The organism is Aquamicrobium sp. LC103, assembly GCF_001014615.2.
In the GTDB taxonomy this organism is placed as follows: domain Bacteria; phylum Pseudomonadota; class Alphaproteobacteria; order Rhizobiales; family Rhizobiaceae; genus LBCQ02.
The window spans coordinates 282063-301938 of sequence record NZ_LBCQ02000009.1 but is presented as its reverse complement, the minus strand read 5'-3'; the positions used below and the strand labels follow the sequence as shown (position 1 = coordinate 301938).

The following is a 19876-nucleotide window of genomic DNA, read 5'->3' as shown; positions in this document are numbered from 1 at the left end:
CGATTTTCGAAAAAATGGTCGTTGACGAAAATTTTTTGACGTGCCGTTTTTATCCACAGACAAGCCCATGAAGCCGGCGGCGAACACATGCCGGCACACGGAAGATCATGCCGTAGGAAGAACTGTGCCGCGAACCGCGCGACGGCCTCCGCGGCGGACCGCCGAACGGCCATGTGCCTGATCGGCATTGCACAATCAGCGGCGACAAGCGACAAGATGCGGCCATGGCAGCTTCCGCCCTCGTCATCCTCGTCATCGACGAGAACCATATCCGCGCTTCCATCATAGAAGCGGGGCTGCGCGAGGCCGGCCATGAGAGAGTGATCGTCGTGCACGATGTCGACGGCATCGCCCGGCGGATCGGCGACATAAATCCCGACGTCATCGTCATCGATCTCGAAAACCCCAACCGCGACATGCTGGAAAACATGTTCCAGCTCTCGCGCGCGGTAAAACGGCCCGTGGCCATGTTCGTCGACCGTGCCGACAAGGCCTCGATCGAAGCAGCGGTCGACGCCGGCGTTTCGGCCTATGTGGTTGACGGGCTGCGGCAGGAGCGCGTCAAGCCGATCCTCGACATGGCTGTCAGCCGCTTCAACGCCTTCGCCCGCCTTATACGCGAGTTGGAGGAGGCGCGCAGTGAACTCGAAGGCCGCAAGCTGATCGACCGCGCGAAGGGCATTTTGATGAAGTCGCGCGGCCTGCCCGAGGACGCCGCCTACGCGCTCCTGCGCAAAACCGCGATGAACCAGAACCGCAAGATCGCCGAAGTGGCCGAAAGCCTGATCACCGCCGCCGACCTCCTCGGACCGGGAGACCCCGCATGAGCGACCATTATATAAGAGTGGGCTTCATGCCACTGCTTGACGCCGCGCTGATCGTCGCCGCGCATGAAAAGGGCTTCGCCGCGGATGAAGGCATCAATCTCGAGCTCGTGCGCGAGACTTCCTGGGCCAATATCCGCGACCGGCTCGCCGTCGGCCATTTCCAGGTCGCGCACATGCTGGCGCCGATGCCGATCGCGTTCAATCTCAACCTGACGCCGTTGGCCGCCCCGACGATCGTGCCGATGGCACTCGGGCTCGGCGGCAATGCGGTGACGGTATCGAACGCGCTGTGGCGGACTATGGAGGCGGAAGGCGCGAGCACCGATCTCGATGCCCGCACGACGGGCGAAGCGCTCGCACGCACCATCAAGCATCGCCGTTCGGCGAAGGACACGCCGCTGCGCTTCGCGGTCGTCCACCCGCATTCGGGACACAATTACGAACTGCGCTACTGGCTGTCCGCATGCGGGATCGAACCCGGTCGCGACATCGAGATCGTCATCGTGCCGCCGCCGCTGATGTCGGATGCGCTCGGCGAAGGCCGCATCGACGGCTACTGCGTCGGGGAGCCGTGGAATACGGCCGCGGTGGAAGCCGGGCACGGCCGCATCGCCACCGCCAAGGCTGCAATCTGGCGGTCGAGCCCGGAAAAGGTGCTGGGCGCGGCCGCGCGCTGGGCCGAGGAGCGGCCGGAAGCGCTCACCGCGCTCCTGCGCGCGCTTTATCGATCCGCCCGATGGTGCGCCGAGGCCGGTAATCACGAAGAGCTCGCCGCGATCCTTTCGCTGCCAGCCTATGTCGCGAGGCCCGCGGAATGGATGATGCCGGCGCTGTCGGGACGGTTGCGTATCGGCGCCTCGGCATATGCAAGCGTCGACGACTATTTCATGCCGCTCGCGCGCGCGGCGACCTTCCCCTGGAAAAGCCATGCGCTCTGGTTCTACACCCAGATGGCGCGGTGGCGCCAGGTCACCCACACCGCCGAAAATCTCGAAATCGCGCGCAACACCTATCGGCCGGACCTTTACCGCTCCGCACTCAAGCCGCTGGGTGTCGCGCTGCCTGGCGCCAATGCCAAGGTCGAGGGCGCCCTGCGCACGGAAACCCCCGTCGGCTCCGAGGGCGCGAGCCTGACGCTCGGTCCTGACGGCTTCTTCGACGGGACACTCTTCGATCCGGACCGGGTCGACGCCTATATCGCCTCGCAGGCGCATTCCAACGACGACTGAATCCAGCGCCGCATCCTTGTGCAATGCACAATTATTGTGCGTACAGACATGACGATTGCTGAGGATTTAGCCGCGCACCTCCGCGCAAATTTTCCGGCGCCTACGGCCAAATAGCTGATTTCTCTGTAATATTGCAGACAATAACGAATTGGCACGCCTCGTGCTTCGTCAGTACGAGGCCTTCGGGCCACCATATCGGCGTCCAATGGCGGGCGCCCCAGGCAAAGCCGCCGACAGGAAAACCGCGATCCCGGATGTACGGACGCGCGTGTGACCTGTCGGCGGCTTTTTTGTTTTTCGCGATCACCTCGCTCGAACGGAGCCGCAAATGACCGAAACTCCAGCCCCAGGACATACCTCAGACCCAGGAGCCGCACGTGCCCTGTCGATGTCCACCATCGCGTTCACCGTCTGCTTCGCCGTCTGGACGATATTTTCCATCATCGGCGTGCGCATCAAGGATGAGCTGGGTCTCTCCGAAAGCGAACTCGGGCTGCTCATCGGCATGCCGATCCTCTCCGGCTCGCTGGTGCGGCTGATCCTCGGCATCTGGACGGATCGCTATGGCGGGCGTCTCGTCTACACGGCCACGATGGTTCTGGCCGCGGGGGCCACCTTTCTGCTTGCCGGCGCGGAAAGCTACGGCCAGATGCTCATCGCGGCGCTCGGCGTGGGCATGGCGGGTGGCTCCTTCGCCGTTGGCGTCGCCTATGTCTCACGCTTCTATTCCCCGCAAAGGCAGGGCACGGCGCTCGGCATTTTCGGCGTCGGCAATGTCGGGGCCGCCGTGACCAAATTCGCGGCGCCCTACGTGTTGATCGCCTGGGGCTGGCAGACCGTCGCCCAGATCTGGGCGCTGGCGCTCGTCGTCATGGCAGCGGTCTTCTGGTTCTCGACCGAGGACGATCCCGTCATCCGGACACGCCGGCAGGTCGGTGGCGGACAGAGGTCGCTGGCGTCGGAATTGGCGCCCCTACGCGATCTTCGCGTCTGGCGCTTCGCGCTCTATTATTTCTTCGCCTTTGGCGCGTTTGTCGCGCTGGCGCTGTGGTTGCCGCGCTATCTGATGGGCGTCTACGGTTTCGACATAATCACCGCCGGCATCATCGCCGCCGCCTACTCCATTCCCGCCTCGATTTTCCGCGCCTATGGCGGGGTGCTTTCCGACCGGCGCGGCGCGCGCGCGGTGATGTACTGGATGTTCCTCGTCTCGGCGGCCACGACCGCGATCCTTGCCCTGCCGCCTCGAGAAATTGCCGGTGCTGGCGCCGTTCATCAATTTGCCATCGGACCGATCGTCTTCGTCGTGCTCGTCTTCGTGCTCGGCTTCTTCATGAGCCTCGGCAAGGCGGCCGTCTACAAGCATATCCCGATCTACTATCCGCAAAACGTGGGCGCGGTAGGCGGCCTCGTCGGCATGATCGGCGGCCTCGGGGGCTTCCTGCTGCCGATCTGCTTTGGCGCTCTCTATGATCTCACAGGGCTCTGGAGCAGTTGCTTCATGTTGCTCTTCGTCATCGTCGCCGTCTCGCTCGCCTGGATGCATCTCGCGATCCGGCGCATGGAGCGGACGACCGCGCCCGTTCCAGCCGAATGACCGGGAGACCGACCATGAAGGAAAAGCTCGTCATCATCGGCAACGGCATGGCGCCGGGCCGGATGCTGGAACATCTGCTGGAAGCCGATCCGGAGCGCTGCGAGGTCGTCATCTTCAATGCGGAACCGCGGGTCAATTACGACCGCATCATGCTGTCGCCGGTGCTGTCGGGCGAGAAGGCCTATGAAGAGATCATCATCCATGGCGACGGCTGGTACATCGACCGCGGCATTGTCTTGTATAAAGGTCACCGGGTCGTCTCGATCGACCGCGCAGGTAAGACCGTCACGTCCGATCATGGCGTCGTCGAAGCCTATGACAGGCTGGTGATCGCGACCGGCTCGGTGCCCTTCATCATTCCCGTGCCCGGTACCGACCTGGCGGGCGTCATCACCTATCGCGACCTCGACGACGTCCAGGCGATGCTGCTGGCGGCGCAATCGCGCGAGAAGGCTGTCGTCATCGGCGGCGGGCTCCTCGGCCTCGAGGCGGCCGCCGGGCTGAGGGCGCGCGGCATGGAGGTGACCGTACTTCATGTCATGCCCACGCTGATGGAACGCCAACTCGATCCGGCCGCCGGTTACCTCCTGCAGAAAGCCGTGGAGGCCCGCGGCATCGAGGTCATCACCAGAGCCAATACCAGGAGGATCACCGGCTGCGGCCGGGTCGAAGGCGTGGAACTGGACGACGGCCGCGTAATCCCGGCGACGCTCGTCGTCATGGCGGTGGGCATCCGGCCCAATGTCGGGCTGGCCCGCGAGGCCGGGCTCACGGTCAATCGCGGCATCGTGGTGGACGACGGCATGCGTACCTCCGACGCATCGATCATGGCGCTCGGCGAATGCGCGGAGGTCGCAGGCGACACATACGGGCTGGTGGCGCCGCTCTATCAGATGGCGCGCGTGGCGGCGGCGCATCTTTCCGGCGACGAGAGCGCACGTTTCGTCCATTCAGAAACCCCGACCAAGCTCAAGGTCACCGGTATCGACCTCTATTCGCTGGGCGATTTCGCCGATGGCGACGACCGCGAGGAGATCGTGCTGCGCGACGCGACGGCCGGCGTCTACAAGCGACTGGTGCTGAAGGAGAACCGCATCATCGGAACGGTGCTCTTCGGCGAAACTTCCGACGGCGCCTGGTTCGGCGATCTTCAGAAAAAACAGGCCGACATATCCGGTATTCGCGACAGTCTGATCTTCGGACAGGCCTATCAGGGAGGATCCCCCGCGGACCCTTTGGCGGCCGTTGCAGCCCTGCCGGATGATGCGGAAATCTGCGGCTGCAACGGCGTCTGCAAGGGCAGGATCGTCGGCGCGATCAGACAGAAGGGGCTGACGGCGCTGGACGACGTGCGTGCCCACACCAAGGCATCCGCCTCCTGTGGCACCTGCACGGGACTGGTTGAGCAGTTGATGAGCCTGACGCTTGGCGACGGCTACAATCCGGCAGCAATCCAGCCGATCTGCCAGTGTACCGATCTCGGCCATGACGACGTGCGTCGGCTGATCCGCGCCAAGGGCCTGAAGACCATCCCGGCCGTCATGCAGGAGTTGGAGTGGAAGACCTCGTGCGGCTGCGCCAAATGCCGCCCCGCGCTCAACTACTACCTCGTTTGCGACTGGCCGGACGAATATGCCGACGACTACCAGTCGCGCTTCATCAACGAGCGTGTCCACGCCAACATCCAAAAGGACGGTACCTATTCCGTCGTTCCGCGAATGTGGGGCGGCATGACCTCGTCGAAGGAGCTGCGCGCGATCGCCGACGTGGTCGACAAGTTCGCAATTCCCGCGGTCAAGGTCACCGGCGGCCAGCGCATCGACATGCTGGGCATCCGCAAAGAGGACCTTCCAGCCGTGTGGGCCGATCTCGGCAAGGCCGGCTTCGTCTCCGGCCAGGCCTATGCCAAGGGGCTACGCACGGTAAAGACATGCGTAGGGTCCGACTGGTGCCGCTTCGGCACCCAAGATTCCACCGGGCTCGGCATCCGCATCGAGAAGTTCATGTGGGGCTCGTGGACGCCGGCCAAAGTCAAGATGGCGGTGTCCGGTTGCCCGCGCAATTGCGCGGAGGCGACTTGCAAGGACGTCGGCGTGGTCTGCGTCGATTCCGGCTACGAAATCCATTTCGCGGGTGCTGCCGGTCTGGATATCAAGGGCACCGAGGTACTCGGGCTCGTGAAGGCGGAAGACGAGGCGCTGGAGGTGATCGTCGCGCTGACGCAGATGTATCGTGAGCAGGGACGCTATCTCGAACGCATCTACAAATGGGCCAGGCGCATCGGCATCGATGAGATCAGGCGCCAGATCGTGGACGACCGGGAGCGTCGCCGCGCCTATTTCGACCGCTTCGTCTTCAGCCAGAAATTCGCGCAGGTCGACCCATGGTCGCAACGGGTCTCCGGCAAGGACAAGCACGAGTTCAATCCGTTGGCCCGTCTCGAGCTGGCCGAAGCGGCGGAGTGACGATGATGAACTGGACACAAATCGGCAATATCGGCGACATCCCGCTGCGCGGGGCGCGGTGCGTGGCAACCCCGCAGGGCAGGATCGGCGTTTTCCGCACCGCGGACGGCAAGGTCTACGCCATCGAGGATCATTGCCCCCATCGCGGCGGCCCGCTCAGCCAGGGCATCGTCCATGGCGCATCCGTCACCTGCCCGCTGCACAATTGGGTGATCTCGCTCGAAACCGGCGAAACGCTCGGCGCGGACGAAGGCGCCGTGCGGACGATCCCGGTCAGGATGGAGGGCGAGGCGATTTTCATCGCGCTCGAAACCCGTGCCGAGAAGGCGGCCTGACGGCATGAGCGCCGCGAAAAACGGACGCGAGGTCCGCACCACCTGCCCTTATTGCGGAGTAGGCTGCGGAGTGATCGCGCGCGTCGAGGCAGACGGCGAGGTTGCGGTTCGAGGCGATCCCGATCACCCAGCGAATTTCGGCAGGCTCTGCTCGAAGGGCAGCGCGCTTGCCGAGACACTGGACCTCGAAGGACGGCTGCTCGAACCCGAGGTCGCAGGCAGGAAGGCGGACTGGGACGAGGCCCTCGACCTCGCCGCCCGGAGGTTCGTGGACACGATACGGAAGTACGGACCGGATGCCGTCGCCTTCTATGTCTCCGGCCAGTTGCTGACCGAGGACTACTACGTCGCCAACAAGCTGATGAAGGGCTTCATCGGCTCGGCCAATATCGATACCAATTCGCGGCTGTGCATGGCCTCGTCCGTTGCCGGCCATAAGCGCGCCTTCGGCGAGGACATCGTTCCGGGCATCTACGAAGACCTCGAAAAAGCCGATCTGGTGATCCTCGCAGGCTCCAACTTCGCCTGGTGCCATCCCGTTCTGCACCGGCGTCTCATGGAGGCGCGCCAACAACGTGGAACCAAGATCGTGGTCGTCGATCCGCGCCGCACGGCGACGGCCTCGGACTGCGACCTTCATCTCGCCATCCGCTCCGGCACGGACGTGCTTCTGTTCAACGGGCTGCTCGCCCATCTGGCATCGGCCGGCAGCATCGTCCGGGGCTTCGTCGACAAGCACACGGCAGGCTTCGATGCCGCGCTCGAGCTCGCCCGCGCCGACGCGCCATCTGCGGAGATGGTCGCGTCGGGCTGCGGGCTCGATGCTTCGGAGGTTCGTCGCTTCTACGATTGGTTTGCGGCCCATGAGAAGACGGTGACCGTCTACAGCCAGGGCATCAACCAGTCGACGCACGGTACCGACAAGGTAAACGCGATCGTCAATTGCCATCTGGCGACCGGGCGCATCGGCCGGCCGGGCATGGGGCCCTTTTCCATCACCGGTCAGCCCAATGCGATGGGCGGGCGCGAAGTCGGCGGGCTCGCCAACCAGCTCGCCGCCCATATGGGCTTCGAGGACGCGGCGGCGAGCGAGCGCGTTGCCCGCTTCTGGAAAACCGAGAACATCGCGCGGAGCCCCGGCCTCAAGGCAACGGAGATATTCGCCGCCGCGCGCGAAGGCCACATCAAGGCGCTCTGGATCATGGGCACCAACCCCGCCGTCAGCATGCCGGATGCCGGTCGGGTTCGTGCCGCGCTCAAGTCCTGCGACTTCGTCGTCGTCTCCGATGTGACGCGAACCGACACGACGCGCTATGCCAACGTGCTCCTGCCCGCCGCCGCCTGGGGCGAGAAGGATGGTACCGTCACCAATTCGGAGCGCCGCATCTCGCGCCAGCGCGCATTCCTGCGAACGCCGGGCAACGCGCGGCCGGACTGGTGGATCGTCACCGAGATCGCGCGGCGCATGGGCTTCGCCGATGCCTTCGCCTATTCCTCGCACGCAGCGATCTTCCGCGAGCACGCCACCCTTTCGGAATATGAAAACGGCGGCACACGGCTGTTCGACATCAGTGCCCTGGCCGATATTGCCGACGCCGAGTATGACGCCCTCCCGCCGTTCGTTTGGCCCGCTCGCCGGAATTGTTCTTCCGCAAATTCGAGACTTCTGGGCGATGGTAATTTTCCCACCGCCGACGGCCGCGCACGTTTCGTAGCCGTCAGACAAGAAGGACCGGCACTTCCCGTCGACGCCGATTTCCCGCTCTGCCTCAACACCGGGCGCTTGCGCGACCAATGGCACACGATGACCCGTACCGGCCGCGTGCCACGGCTGATGGCGAACGCCCCGCGTCCGGCATGCGACATCCACCCGCTTGATGCCGATACTTATAATGTCGGTGACGGCGACCTGGTGCGCATCGAAAGCCGCTACGGCTTCGTGCGTGCCGCAGCGCGCGTCACCGACGAGCAGCCGCGCGGACAAATCTTCCTGCCGATGCACTGGAGCGGCCTTTTCGCCGCGAATGCGGTGGCCGGAACCGTCTCCAATCCGCTGACGGATCCGTTCTCGGGTCAGCCGGAGTTGAAGAACGTGCCCATCCGTCTGGCGCGCGAGAAAATCGCATGGGAAGCTAGCCTGCTCACCGTCCGCGACCTTCGGCCTACCGGTTTCGTTCATTGGCACCGCAGGGCGGTTTCCGGTGGCTGGCTCTACGAGCTGACGGGTACCGAAACGCCCGATCAGGGCATTCTCCTCGCGAAGGGGTTGCTCGATCCGATCTCGCGCGAGCGTATGATCGAATATACGGACCGGCATGGCCGCTCTTACCGTGCCGCCGCGACATCCGGTGAGGGCGCGCTGCGCGAGGCACTGTTCGTTGCCCAGCCGAGCCTGCTGCCGAGGCTCGACTGGCTTCTGGCGCTGTTCGCCTCCGGCGAAGCGTTGCAGGAAACCGACAGGAAAGGCCTTCTCTCCGGTCATGCGCCACGCGCCATGCCGTCCCCCGGCCGCATCGTCTGCTCCTGCTTCAATGTCGGCGTCAACCAGATCGCCGCGGCCGTGGCCGACGGCTGCGGGAACGTAGAGGCGATCGGCAAAGCCGTGCGCGCCGGCACGAATTGCGGGTCCTGTATTTCAGAAATCAAGGGGATCATCCATGCAGGCAGTCTCCAGGCAGCCGAGTAACGCAGGCCGCGCGCGGATCGCGCCACTTTCGGTCCTTCCCGTCTTTATCGATCTTTCCGGAAAACTCGCCGTCGTCGCCGGCGGATCGGACGCAGCCGCCTGGAAAGCCGAACTGCTGCTTGCCGCCGGCGCGCGCGTGCGGCTCCTTTCGCCACGTGACACCCTCGGACACGAGATGGAGCAGCTTGCCGCAAGTCACGACAACGATGCCCTGTGCCGCTTTTACCGTGCCTGGCAGGCGGAAGATCTCGCCGGCGCGGCGATCGCCGTCGCGGATTGCGAGAGCGACGCAGAAGCCGCCACATTCGCGGCAGCCGCCGCGTCGGCCGGCGTTGCCTGCAACGTCATCGACAAGCCGGAATTCTGCGATTTCCAGTTCGGCTCGATCGTCAACCGCTCACCGGTCGTCGTTGGTATCTCCACCTCTGGCGCGGCTCCCGTTCTTGGTCAGGCGCTGCGCCGACGTATCGAAACGCTGCTTCCCCCATCGCTTGCAGCGTGGGGCGCGCGGGCATTGCGCATCCGCAACGCCGTGACGGCGAAGTTCGAGACGGTCGCCCTGAGACGGGCGTTCTGGGGCGCTTTTGCCGAACGCGCCTTTACAGATGCGCCGCCAGCCAATGAAGCGGCCATGCTGGAAAGGCTTTCGAATGAAGCTCGACACCCACATTCGAATATGGGCAAGGTGACCTTCGTCGGCGCCGGTCCGGGCGACGCCGAACACCTCACCTTGAAAGCGATGCGCGCCCTGCAGGCAGCCGAAATCATCCTGTTCGACGATCTCGTCTCCGAAGAGGTACTCGAACTTGCGCGCCGCGAGGCGAAACGCATCCTCGTCGGCAAGCGCGCGGGCCGGCCGAGCTGCCGCCAAGGCGACATAAACGACATGATGGTCCGTCTCGCCAGGGCCGGACGGCACGTGGTGCGGCTGAAGTCCGGCGATCCGATGATCTTCGGCCGCGGCGGCGAGGAGATGGAGTGCCTGAAGGCGGAGAACATCCCCTACACGGTCGTGCCCGGCATAACCGCCGCCTCGGCACTTGCCTCGGCCTTCGGCGTTTCGCTGACCCATCGCGACGTCGCGCGCTCGATCCGCTTCGTCAGCGGCCACTCGAAACATGGCGGAGTGCCCGCAGACATCGATTTCGACGCCATCGCCGATCCCGCCGCCACGACGATCGTCTACATGGCGGGGCGCACCGCGGCGGACATCGCCGCAAGGCTGATGGAGCACGGCATGGAACCCGATACTTGCACGGCTGTGGGCGTCGCGCTCGGCCGCTCCGGCGAACGCATCGCCTTCTGCGAGTTGCGGCATCTTGCGCGCGAGGTGAAAGCTTTCGGTCTGGAGAATCCCATCGTGCTCGGTATCGGAAAGGTCTTCGATCTGGCGGCGGCCGCGAGGCTGGATAGTGAAGCGGACGCGCACGCTTGCGTCGGGTGAACGCCCTTCAGCAGGCTCCTGCAAAGGCCGAGGACCTGCAGTGGAATTCGCAGCGCGAAATTCGTGTCAGCCCCCAAACCCGCCGCTGACATTGCTTCGCGCTGCGAACCGGTCTGCCGGACCAGTCGGGCCGCCTTTCGGCAAACCGATGATGGAATCGGCATCCAAGCACCAACACGATCTGTAGGCGATCCGTCACGGCCTGAAAATACGGCAGATGCCGTATTTGGGCGCGGGACGCGTTCGGCGCTTTGACAGCACCGCATGTCATAATAAAAGAGCGCAACACCTTGGGCTGCCCGCTCGCGATATGCCCTCCCTCTTGCCGGACAGGATCCGTCTCAATGCCACGCGCCGCCGTAATCCAGCTCTTTCACGAGGCCAACGCCTTCACGCCCAGCAAAGCGTCCTACGAAGGTTTCCGCAGCGCGCAATATTTCATCGGCGAGGATGTACGCCGCGAGTTCGGCTCCACCGGCAACTGGCTGGGCGGCGTGACAGAGGCGCTGGACGAGGCCGGTTACGAGATCGAATACGGCGTCTGCACCGGTTGCCTGCCGGGCGGAACGCTGGACGGGGCGAGCTTCCGCCGCCTGGCCGCCGAGATCGTCCGATCGCTGCGCGACATCGTCGATCGTGAACCGGTCGACGTGGTTGCGCTGCTGCTGCACGGCGCCCTCGTTGTCGAAGGCGTTGAAAATCCGGAAACCACGCTCGCCGCGCAGGTTCGCGCCATCGTCGGCCCCGACATCCGCATCGCCGTGCCGCTCGACTTCCATGCCAATGTCGAGCCCGACCTGCCCCGCACGGTGGACGTGATCATCGGCGGCAAGCTCTACCCGCATGCCGACACCCACCAGCGCGGCAAGAAGCTGATGCACCTGGCGCTCGACCCACGACCATTGCGTACGCGCCGCTTTCGGCTGCCGATCGCGGTGCCGATGAGTGCACAGACCACCGATCAGGGAGCGTTTGCCGAGATGATGGCGCTCAGCGGCGAGATCGAGAAACGCGACGGCCTGGCTGACGTCGTCATGATGGGCGGTTTCCCGTATGTCGATTCCGACGAGGTCGGCAGCTCGGTGCTGGTGACGGGGACCGACGACAGGGCGATGCAGCGCGCTTTCCGCGACATGGCCGACGCCGTCTGGGAGCGCCGCGAGGCCTTACAGAAATCGGCGCCCTCCTTCGAGGAGGCAGCGCCGGAGATATTTGCGCACGCGGCCACGGGACGCGTGGTGCTTGCCGATGCCGGCGACAATCCCGGTTCCGGCGGCGTCGCCAATGTCGCCGACATCTTCGCCGCCCTGGTGCGGCAAAGGCTGCCCTTCGTCGCCGGCTTCATGGTCGACGGCGAGGCCGTGCGGGCCGCCCAGGCGATCGGCGTCGGCAATCGCGGCACCGTTGCGATGGGCGCGCTCCAGAACGGCAAGCCGTTCCTCGCCGACGTCCTGGTGGAGCGTGTGGCCGATGTGAATTATCGCAACGAGGGCGCCAATCTTCACGGCGAACTGCTGGAAGGCGGGCTGGGCACCATCCTGCGCGTCGGCGACGCGGGTCACATCTCGGTCGTCAGCGAGCGCATCCAGGCCTATGACACGCAGGCGTTCCGCAGCCAGGGGATAGATCTGGAAAGCAAGGCGATCATCCACGTGAAGTCGAGCAACCACTTCCGCACGTCGTTTACGCCGCTGGCGCAGAACGGCGTCTTCATCGTGGACAGCGGCGGCTACGCCTCGACCGACGCCCGCCGTTTCCCCTTTACCCGCCGTGCAACGCGCATCATGCCGCTCGCCAAGCTCGATCGCGCCGAATGGGACAGGCAGGTCGCACTCGAATGCGAACTGGCGCTCTGAGCGCGACCGGCGGCTCTAGCGGTCCTGCGCGACGCCGCCCTTGACCACCAGGTCAAGGTGCCTTGCGAACTCGGCAAGCACGCCTTTTTCAAGCGGATTGGCGGAAAGCACGTTCAAGTCGGCGCGATAATTCTCCCGTACATGGCCGATCTCGCTTTCGAGATTGACGAGCCTCGCGCCGACCGAGGTCGCCGACCGCAGCATATCGAGCGGCGGAACCACGTCGGCGCGCAACGCGAACTCCGAAAGTTGTCGCTCATGCATCGGACCGATGAGGTCGGTGCCGTAGGCCATCGGCACGCCGGCACGATAGGCGAGCTCGACCGCCTTGATGCCGGAATCGAGCACCAGCTTGATCTTGTCCATGCGGTCGATCGGAAACCCGCTTGCTGCACCGACTTCCGACAGCGCCCGAAAACAGGCGAGCGTCGGGGTGAGAAAGCTGCCGGCCTCCTTCATCAAAAAGACCGTCTCCTCGTCAAGCAGATTGCCATGCTCGACCGAGCGGACACCGTTGCGAACCGCCCGCGCGACCGAGCGCGCCGTATAGGTGTGCGAGACGACGTAGAGGTTCGCCATCCGCGCCTCGTCGACGATGGCGGCGATTTCATCCTCCGAGAACTGGTCGGAAGTGATCTTGTCGGTGGGCGAGGAGATGCCGCCATTCGCCATGATCTTGATGTGATGCGCGCCGCGCCTGATCTCGTCGCGCGCGGCCCTGCGCACCCCGTCGATCCCGTCACAGCGCCGCCCGAGGCTCACTTGCGAATAGGCTTCGTCCTCCCGATCGACCCCCATGGGCCGATGGTCGCCATGGCCGCCGCTTGGGGAAAGCGCCTTGCCGCCATAGAGGATGCGCGGGCCGTTGATCAGCCCCTCCTCCACCGCCCGGGCGAGCCCGAACTCCGCGCCGCCGACATCGCGCACGGTGGTGAAGCCGCGCCTGAGCATCCCGGCAAGCACGCGCGCCGTCTGCGCGGCGACATACATCGGCGATTGGCGCGGCAACTCTCCGAGATTGGCGGTATAGGCCGTTACATGGACATGCGCGTCGATGAGGCCCGGAATGACGAAACGCCCGTTGACGGGAATGCGCCGCGCATTGGCGCAGGCAATCGCGCTTTCGGAAATCTCGCGGATCACCCCGCCTTCCAGCGAGAGGTGGCGATCGGCAAGGATTTCGCCGTTCTCGACATCGACGGCATTGGCGTTTTCGAGGATGGTGATCACGGGCCGCACCTTGCTGTTCGATGATCTTCAAAGAAAAGGAGGACCGGCGTTGGCCGGTCCTCCGTCGTTTCGCGGCTTGGTCCTAATTACCGGACCAGCCAATGCGATTGAGGAAAATGTTCTCGTTCGGCGTCGGCGTGAACTCCACCCCGTCCACGGCACCGTAGATCACGGAGGCCTGGTAGAGCGGAATGATGTAGTTCTCCTTGACCACCAGCTCGTGCACCATCTTGTAGAGTTCCAGGCGATTGCCCGAATCGATGGTGGAACGGGCGGCATCAAGCACCTCGTCGAGCTTCTGGTCCTTGACGTTCGCCCAGCCGCTGGAGGAATGCAGCAGCGGATAGAGAATGCCGTCGGCGTCCTGGCAACCGCAGCTCCAGCGGCTGAACGAGGTCTGCGGGATGCTTTCGGGACCCGACTGCATGCGTTGCATCCAGTTGCCCATGTCGGTCATTTCGATCTTGGCGTTCAGGCCGACATCGGCGAGCATCTGCTGAATGGCCTGGACCACGCGCTGGTCGTAGACCGGGGCGGTAAGGATGGAGAACTCCGTCTTTGCCGCATCGCCGACCTCTGCAAGTATTTCCTTGGCCTTCTCGGGGTCGTATTGGGCCGCTTCGATCCCGTCGATCCAGCCGAAATGGGCAGGCGAGGCGAGCTCGTCGACCGGTGCTTCGTAGCCGCCCAGAATGCCTTCCACGATACCTTCCTTGTCGATGGCATGCGCGATGGCGAGGCGGACGCGCGGATCGTCCAGCGGAGCCTTCTGCACGTTCATGGCGAAATAGGCGACGCGCTCGGTGCGAGCCGAAACCACTTTGCCGTTTCCGGAGGCATCGATCTGACTGGCGAGATCGCTGTCGATATTGGTGACGAGATCGCTGATGCCGGACTGGAGGTTTGCGACGCGCGTCGCCGCATCGGGAACCGCTCGGAAGGAGGCTTTCGGAAACGCGCCCTTGGGTCCCCAATACTCGTCATTGCGCGCAAGGATGACCTCGACGCCGCGATTCCAGGTCTCGAACTTGTAGGGCCCGCTGCCGACCGGCTTGAGATTGAATTCGTCCTTCGAGACCGCCTCGACGATGTGTTTGGGCACGATGGAGAGCTTGGTAAGCTGCGCCAGCAGGACGGGATAGGGTCCAGCAGTGGTCAGGACGACCGTCGTCGGATCGACCGCCTCGGCATCGGTGATCTGGTTGAACTGACCAAGCTGTGGGCTGGCGAAGGCAGGGTCGGTGATACGCTTGACGCTGAAAACCACGTCTTCAGCCGTCAGCGGCTTGCCGTCATGGAACTTGACGTCGTCGCGGATCTTGAACTCGACCTTCGTGTCGGAAAGGTATTTCCATTCCGTCGCTATCTGCGGCGCGATCTTTCCTTCGTCGTCGCGCGTGATGAGATTGTCGAAGATGTTGCGATAGACGTTGAAGCTGTCGGGATTCCATTGCACGTGCGGATCGAGCGAATTCGGCTCGCCGACGAAATCGATCACCAACATGTCCTTCGCCCACGCCATTGGCGCTGCAAGGCTCAGTGTAGTTGCCGCCGTCAGTGCGGCGATCAGCAGTTTGTTCAGACGCATGTCCTCTTCCCTTCCATTGTTCCCCTGAGAGCCCGACGGACCCCCGCTTTTTCAGCAAAAGCTGCCCGACCCGCCGCGCCGGCAATCTGAAGCTGCTCGATGTCTGATAGACAAAACTAACATCTCAGTTTTAAATCTTACGACATCAATAGCTGATCCTGACACGCTGACAGTCGACGCGCAATTGCATTTTGTTTCAAATGGCCGCTCTTGTCTGGCATGGTTTTCTAAATCGCGGCGCATGCGGCACGGCTTCGGCCTTTCACCTGCGGGGAGAAGTTCACTCCAAGCGGTTCGGAGAACTCTTCATCGACCTGGAAAAGGTTTCCCTATGCATCCGACGAAATGGAAAAATACGCTCTTCCCGTCATCCCATAAAGATGCCAAAGTTAATAACTGAGAGGTCAGATAAAACATATGTTGGACAACGAAGCATACTCCTCGCCCACTCCCGCCGCGGGCAAGGGACAATCGGCCGAACGCGCGCTACGCAGCGCCATCGTGCATTGCGTCCTCGCGCCGGGAGAGCGCCTTTCCGAGGTTGCACTCGCAAGAGAATTCGCCCTGGGACGCGGTGCGGTCCGAGCCGCGCTGGCGCGTCTCCAGGCCAGCGGCTTCGTGTCGTCCAGCGCCCGCAGCGGCTGGTCGGTCACGCCGGTCTCGGCCGGTGAAATCCGCGAGTTGAGCGCCGCCCGGCGCCATCTCGAGCCCATGCTGTGTTCCGCAGTCCTTGACGAGCATGACCGCGCGCGACTTCGCGGTCTTGCCGAGATGCACGTCGCGCTCACCCAGCGTGAGGAGCTTGGTGGCAACGTGCTGCCGACCATCCGGCGCTGCGAGCGCGACATGCTCGACACACTCGCAGCACGCCTTTCCATGCCGGTCGTCGCCGGATGGCTGACCGATCTTTGGGATCGGTCGATCCGTCTGGTCAATTTCTTCGAGGGTAACGGCCCTGCACGCCTGACGCCGGCGAACAGGTCGAGGCTGGTCGAGGCGCTTCTTGATGGCCGCAAGTCGGATGCGCTCGATCATCTGAGCGCTGCCAACACCGTGCTGGAGACCTTCCTGCTCGACCGCTTCCTGGAATCGGAAGCAATCGTCGGCAGCAGGACCGCACGCCGTCGCTCCGTCAGGAAGGATGTCGCGAGACGGTCTCCAGACCTGGACGAAGCCACGAACGGGATGAGGACACATGACGATACGAAGAATTAGCCGCTCGCTCGCTTTTGCTCTCGCGGGTCTCGCCTTCGCCTGTTCGCCGCTCGTCCTTCAGCCGGCCGCCGCCAAGGAAATGCTGGTTGTCGACCTAGTCAGCGAGCCCTCGTCGCTCGACCCCCACAAGCAGTGGAATCCCGACAGCTATTACGTCTATCGCAACATCTTCGACAACATGCTTACACGCGACGACGCGGGCAAGATCGTCCCCCAGATCGCTACCGCTTGGGAGTATGTCTCCGATAGCGAGATCGTCTTCAGTATCCGCGACGACGTCGTCTTCCATGACGGCGAGAAGCTGACGGCCGAAGACGTCGCCTTCAGCATCGGCCGTATCATCGACCCCGCTTTCGCCAGCCCCCAGCTCGGCCAGTTCAACAAGATCGTCTCAGCCGAAGCGACCGGCGAACACGAGGTGACGCTGAAGACCGACGGCGCTTATCCCGTGCTGCTCGCCCAGCTCGTCAAGCTTTCGATCGTGCCCAAGCACGTGGTCGAGGCCGTCGGCGACGACGAGTTCAACTTGAAACCGGTGGGCTCCGGTCCTTACAAGATCGGCGAGTGGAAACGCGGCGTCTCGGTCTCGCTCGTTCGCAACGATGAGTATTGGGACGACAAGGGTGCGTTTGCCGGCGCGGAGTTCCGCGCCGTGCCGGATGCCGCGACGAGGGTGGCAAACCTGCAGTCGGGCACCGCGGATCTCGGCGTCAGCCTTGATTCCGATCTCGCCGCCCAGTTGGAAGGATCGGGCGCGGCCAAACCGCTGACCGTGCTGACCGAGCGTATCGGCTATGTGAAGCTCAATCCGGCCCGTGGGCCGCTCGACGACGTGCGGGTGCGCAAGGCGATCGCCCAAGCCATCGACAAGCAGGCCATCGTCGAGGGGTTGCTCGGTGGCTTCGACCAGCCGCTCGACCAGATGGCGACGCCGTCGCATTTCGGTTTCGTCGAGGGCATCGAGGCCGCGCCCTACGATCCCGAAGAGGCACGCAGGCTGATCGAGGAAGCGGGTGCGGCCGGCAAGACGCTCTCCTTCGCCACCTCGCCGACCTTCGACCAGCGCATCGTCCAGGCGATCGCGCAGATGCTCAGCGATGTCGGGCTCAAGGTCGAGATCGAGCTGACCGACATGGCGACCTATCTCCAGCGCGTGCAGAGCGAGCCGACGAACCAGCCCTTCATCTCGTTCGGGCGCTGGTCCTGCGCCTGCCAGGACGCCGACGGCGTGCTCTATCCGCTGCTTCACTCCAGCAGCTCATGGTCGGCGGCGGCCAATCCCGATATCGACGCGCTCCTCGACAAGGCCCGCAACACGCTCGACGAAGGGGAGCGGCTGGAAGCCTATAAATCGGTCAGCACCTATGTCGCCGAGCAAGTTCCCCTGGTTCCGCTCTACCAGGCGGCGATCATCTACGGCGCGGCTTCCGGGCTCGAATGGACGCCGACCGCCAATGAAAGCATGTTCCTCAACCGCATGGACTGGACGGACTGACGGTGGAACGAAGCAGCTTTGCAACGGCACGGCCCGCCTTGCCCTCGCTGAAATTCATGGTCGCGCGCTCCGGTCACCAGGGCCGGGCCGCGTGATGGGCTGAAGGAACCGCAACCGGTGTCGGCGTTTTTTCTCAAGCGAACCGTACAGGCGGTGATCGCCGTTCTCGGCGTCATGACCCTGATCTTCTTCCTGCAGCGCCTTTCCGGCGATCCGGTGCTGCTGCTCGTTCCGCAAAACGCGACGCAGGCCGATATCGACGCGCTGCGCACCTCGCTCGGCTTCGACCGGCCGCTGATCGTGCAATATTTCGATTTCATGCGCGGGCTGCTGTCCTTCGATCTTGGCCGCTCCTACGTCCAGAACGTGCAGGTCTCGACGCTGATCTGGAGCCGCCTGCCCTATACGCTGATGCTGGCGGGCGGTGCGCTCGTCGTCGCATTCGGCATCGGCATACCGCTCGGCGTGCTGATGGCGGTCAGGCGCGACAAGCCGGAGGCCAAGGCGATGATGGCGGTGGTGCTTGCCGGTCAGTCGATGCCGACTTTCTGGAGCGCTATCCTGATGATCCTCGTCTTTGCCGTGTGGCTCGGATGGCTGCCGCCGTCGGGCGCGCGCGAGCCTTCAAGCCTGATCATGCCCTCAATCGCGCTCGGCCTCCTCTCCATGGCAACGTTCGCGCGCGTTGCCCGAACCGCCGTGCTCGACGAGCTTGAGAAGGAATATGTCCGCACCGGGCACGCCAAGGGCCTGCCGATGCGGCGCATCGTCATGCGTCACCTCCTGCGCAACGCGGCGATTCCCGTCGTCACGGTCGCCGCACTGGAGATCGCCAACCTGCTTGCCGGCGCGGTGATCGTGGAAACGGTCTTTGCCTGGCCGGGGCTGGGGCAGCTCACCGTGCAAGCCATCAACGCGCGCGATTTCCTCGTGGTGCAGGGCGTCGTGCTGCTCGGCGCCGTCACCGCGATCGCTCTCAACCTTATCGCCGATCTGCTCTACAGCCTGATCGACCCGCGCATCCGCATCGAGGGAGGCGCAGCATGAACGCCGCGGCACCGGTTGCGACCAAGCGTTCCCGCCGGCCCATCCCCTGGACGGTGATCCCCTTCGCCGCGATCCTCACCGCGCTCGTCCTGATGGCGATTTTCGCGCCCTACATCGCGCCGCTCGATCCGAACGCCCAGAACCTCCTCGCCCGCCTCAAGGCGCCCGGTCACGAGGCGCGAGGCGCCGTCTACTGGCTCGGCTCCGACGAGCTCGGCCGGGACGTGTTGAGCCGCACCGTCTACGGCGCACGCGTTTCGCTTCTCGTCGCCTTCGCCTCCGTCATCCTTTCGGGCGTCTTCGGCAGCGTTCTCGGAATGATCGCCGCCTTCTATCGCGGCTGGGTCGAGACGATCATCATGCGCATCGTCGATATCGTGCTTTCGGTTCCGGCCATCCTGCTCGCCATCATCACGGTCGCGGTTCTGGGTCCCAGCCTCTACAACGTCGTCATCGTGCTGGCGCTCACCCGCTGGCCACGCTATGCGCGTGTCGCCTACGGCCAGACTCTGTCAGTCGCCAACATGCCTTACGTACGCCTGTCGCGCTTCATGGGTGCGGGCTGGCTGCGGCTGCTAGGTCGGCACGTTCTGCCCAACATCGCCGGCGCGCTGATCGTCGTCGCCACCTTGGAATTCGGCCTGATGGTGTTGTTCGAGGCGGGACTTTCCTTCCTCGGGCTCGGCGTGCAGCCACCGACGGCGAGCTGGGGCGCAATGCTTTCCACCGGCCGCAATTATGTTGCGACAGCGTGGTGGATCGCCACCTTCCCTGGTCTCGCGCTGTTCCTGCTCGTTCTTTCCATCAATCTGATCGGCGATCACGCCCGTGACCGCCTCGATCCACGCTCAAGATGAGGTTG

The 19876-nt window shown here is 64.1% G+C and carries 15 protein-coding genes; 12 read left to right on the top strand and 3 right to left on the bottom strand.

Translation table 11 applies throughout. The annotated features are described in order from the left end of the window. A partial coding sequence (locus XW59_RS29525) for a hypothetical protein (RefSeq protein ID WP_206077725.1) occupies positions 1-188 on the bottom strand: 188 nt, incomplete at its 3' end. A gap of 36 nt (positions 189-224) precedes the next feature. On the opposite strand from XW59_RS29525, the gene XW59_RS18915 reads away from it, so the two are divergent. The 8 genes from XW59_RS18915 (at position 225) to XW59_RS18880 (ending at position 12439) form a co-directional block, all read left to right on the top strand. After that, the gene (locus tag XW59_RS18915) at positions 225-827 is read left to right on the top strand and encodes an ANTAR domain-containing response regulator (RefSeq protein WP_047146896.1); all 603 of its coding nucleotides are present in this window, start codon (positions 225-227) and stop codon (positions 825-827) included. After that, positions 824-2056: a CmpA/NrtA family ABC transporter substrate-binding protein gene (locus XW59_RS18910; RefSeq protein WP_047146895.1), complete on the top strand. Its 1233-nt coding sequence runs from the start codon at positions 824-826 to the stop codon at positions 2054-2056. The genes XW59_RS18915 and XW59_RS18910 overlap by 4 nt, the downstream gene beginning before the upstream one ends. Positions 2057-2444: 388 nt before the next feature. Next, positions 2445-3653 carry a nitrate/nitrite transporter gene (locus XW59_RS18905; RefSeq protein WP_137327059.1) on the top strand — a complete coding sequence of 403 codons (1209 nt, stop codon included), beginning with the start codon at positions 2445-2447 and terminating at the stop codon, positions 3651-3653. A gap of 14 nt (positions 3654-3667) precedes the next feature. Further along, positions 3668-6118 (top strand): nitrite reductase large subunit NirB, encoded by a 2451-nt coding sequence (nirB, locus tag XW59_RS18900; RefSeq protein ID WP_047146893.1) that lies wholly within the window; start codon positions 3668-3670, stop codon positions 6116-6118. Between the two features lie 5 nt (positions 6119-6123). Beyond that, entirely contained in the window at positions 6124-6453 is a 330-nt protein-coding gene (nirD, locus tag XW59_RS18895; RefSeq protein ID WP_047146956.1) for a nitrite reductase small subunit NirD, read from the top strand. A 4-nt stretch (positions 6454-6457) separates the two neighbouring features. Continuing rightward, positions 6458-9139: a nitrate reductase gene (locus XW59_RS18890; protein WP_047146955.1), complete on the top strand. Its 2682-nt coding sequence runs from the start codon at positions 6458-6460 to the stop codon at positions 9137-9139. Continuing rightward, a complete protein-coding gene (gene cysG, locus XW59_RS18885; protein WP_047146892.1) occupies positions 9111-10583 on the top strand; it encodes a siroheme synthase CysG in 1473 nt (490 codons plus the stop codon). The genes XW59_RS18890 and cysG overlap by 29 nt, the downstream gene beginning before the upstream one ends. Before the next feature lie 344 nt (positions 10584-10927). Next, positions 10928-12439 carry a M81 family metallopeptidase gene (locus XW59_RS18880; protein ID WP_047146891.1) on the top strand — a complete coding sequence of 504 codons (1512 nt, stop codon included), beginning with the start codon at positions 10928-10930 and terminating at the stop codon, positions 12437-12439. 15 nt (positions 12440-12454) lie between these two features. Here XW59_RS18880 and XW59_RS18875 read toward each other — a convergent pair whose 3' ends face one another. Both XW59_RS18875 and XW59_RS18870 read right to left on the bottom strand, forming a co-directional pair. Then, on the bottom strand, positions 12455-13669 hold the full coding sequence (locus XW59_RS18875; protein WP_206077724.1) for an amidohydrolase family protein: 1215 nt from the start codon (positions 13667-13669) through the stop codon (positions 12455-12457). 82 nt (positions 13670-13751) lie between these two features. Then, entirely contained in the window at positions 13752-15257 is a 1506-nt protein-coding gene (locus XW59_RS18870) for an ABC transporter substrate-binding protein (protein WP_047146890.1), read from the bottom strand. 417 nt (positions 15258-15674) lie between these two features. Here XW59_RS18870 and XW59_RS18865 point away from each other — a divergent pair, with 417 nt between their 5' ends. From XW59_RS18865 to XW59_RS18850, 4 genes are all read left to right on the top strand, one after another. Next, the gene (locus XW59_RS18865; RefSeq protein WP_052958257.1) at positions 15675-16472 is read left to right on the top strand and encodes a GntR family transcriptional regulator; all 798 of its coding nucleotides are present in this window, start codon (positions 15675-15677) and stop codon (positions 16470-16472) included. After that, entirely contained in the window at positions 16453-17967 is a 1515-nt protein-coding gene (locus XW59_RS18860; protein ID WP_047146889.1) for an ABC transporter substrate-binding protein, read from the top strand. The genes XW59_RS18865 and XW59_RS18860 overlap by 20 nt, the downstream gene beginning before the upstream one ends. Positions 17968-18084: 117 nt before the next feature. Continuing rightward, positions 18085-19014 carry an ABC transporter permease gene (locus XW59_RS18855; RefSeq protein ID WP_052958256.1) on the top strand — a complete coding sequence of 310 codons (930 nt, stop codon included), beginning with the start codon at positions 18085-18087 and terminating at the stop codon, positions 19012-19014. Then, positions 19011-19871: an ABC transporter permease gene (locus tag XW59_RS18850; protein ID WP_047146887.1), complete on the top strand. Its 861-nt coding sequence runs from the start codon at positions 19011-19013 to the stop codon at positions 19869-19871. Before XW59_RS18855 ends, XW59_RS18850 begins: the two co-directional genes overlap by 4 nt. Positions 19872-19876: the final 5 nt, after the last annotated feature.

Excerpts from the sequence above, each read along its gene's own strand:
- XW59_RS18880 (WP_047146891.1), top strand. The coding sequence starts at position 10,928 with ATGCCACGCGCCGCCGTAATCCAGCTCTTTCACGAGGCCAACGCCTTC.
- XW59_RS18910 (WP_047146895.1), top strand. The coding sequence starts at position 824 with ATGAGCGACCATTATATAAGAGTGGGCTTCATGCCACTGCTTGACGCC.
- XW59_RS18860 (WP_047146889.1), top strand. The coding sequence starts at position 16,453 with ATGACGATACGAAGAATTAGCCGCTCGCTCGCTTTTGCTCTCGCGGGT.
- XW59_RS18865 (WP_052958257.1), top strand. The coding sequence starts at position 15,675 with ATGTTGGACAACGAAGCATACTCCTCGCCCACTCCCGCCGCGGGCAAG.
- XW59_RS18915 (WP_047146896.1), top strand. The coding sequence starts at position 225 with ATGGCAGCTTCCGCCCTCGTCATCCTCGTCATCGACGAGAACCATATC.
- nirD (WP_047146956.1), top strand. The coding sequence starts at position 6,124 with ATGAACTGGACACAAATCGGCAATATCGGCGACATCCCGCTGCGCGGG.
- XW59_RS18905 (WP_137327059.1), top strand. The coding sequence starts at position 2,445 with ATGTCCACCATCGCGTTCACCGTCTGCTTCGCCGTCTGGACGATATTT.
- XW59_RS18850 (WP_047146887.1), top strand. The coding sequence starts at position 19,011 with ATGAACGCCGCGGCACCGGTTGCGACCAAGCGTTCCCGCCGGCCCATC.
- XW59_RS18870 (WP_047146890.1), bottom strand. The coding sequence starts at position 15,257 with ATGCGTCTGAACAAACTGCTGATCGCCGCACTGACGGCGGCAACTACA.
- XW59_RS18890 (WP_047146955.1), top strand. The coding sequence starts at position 6,458 with ATGAGCGCCGCGAAAAACGGACGCGAGGTCCGCACCACCTGCCCTTAT.
- nirB (WP_047146893.1), top strand. The coding sequence starts at position 3,668 with ATGAAGGAAAAGCTCGTCATCATCGGCAACGGCATGGCGCCGGGCCGG.
- cysG (WP_047146892.1), top strand. The coding sequence starts at position 9,111 with ATGCAGGCAGTCTCCAGGCAGCCGAGTAACGCAGGCCGCGCGCGGATC.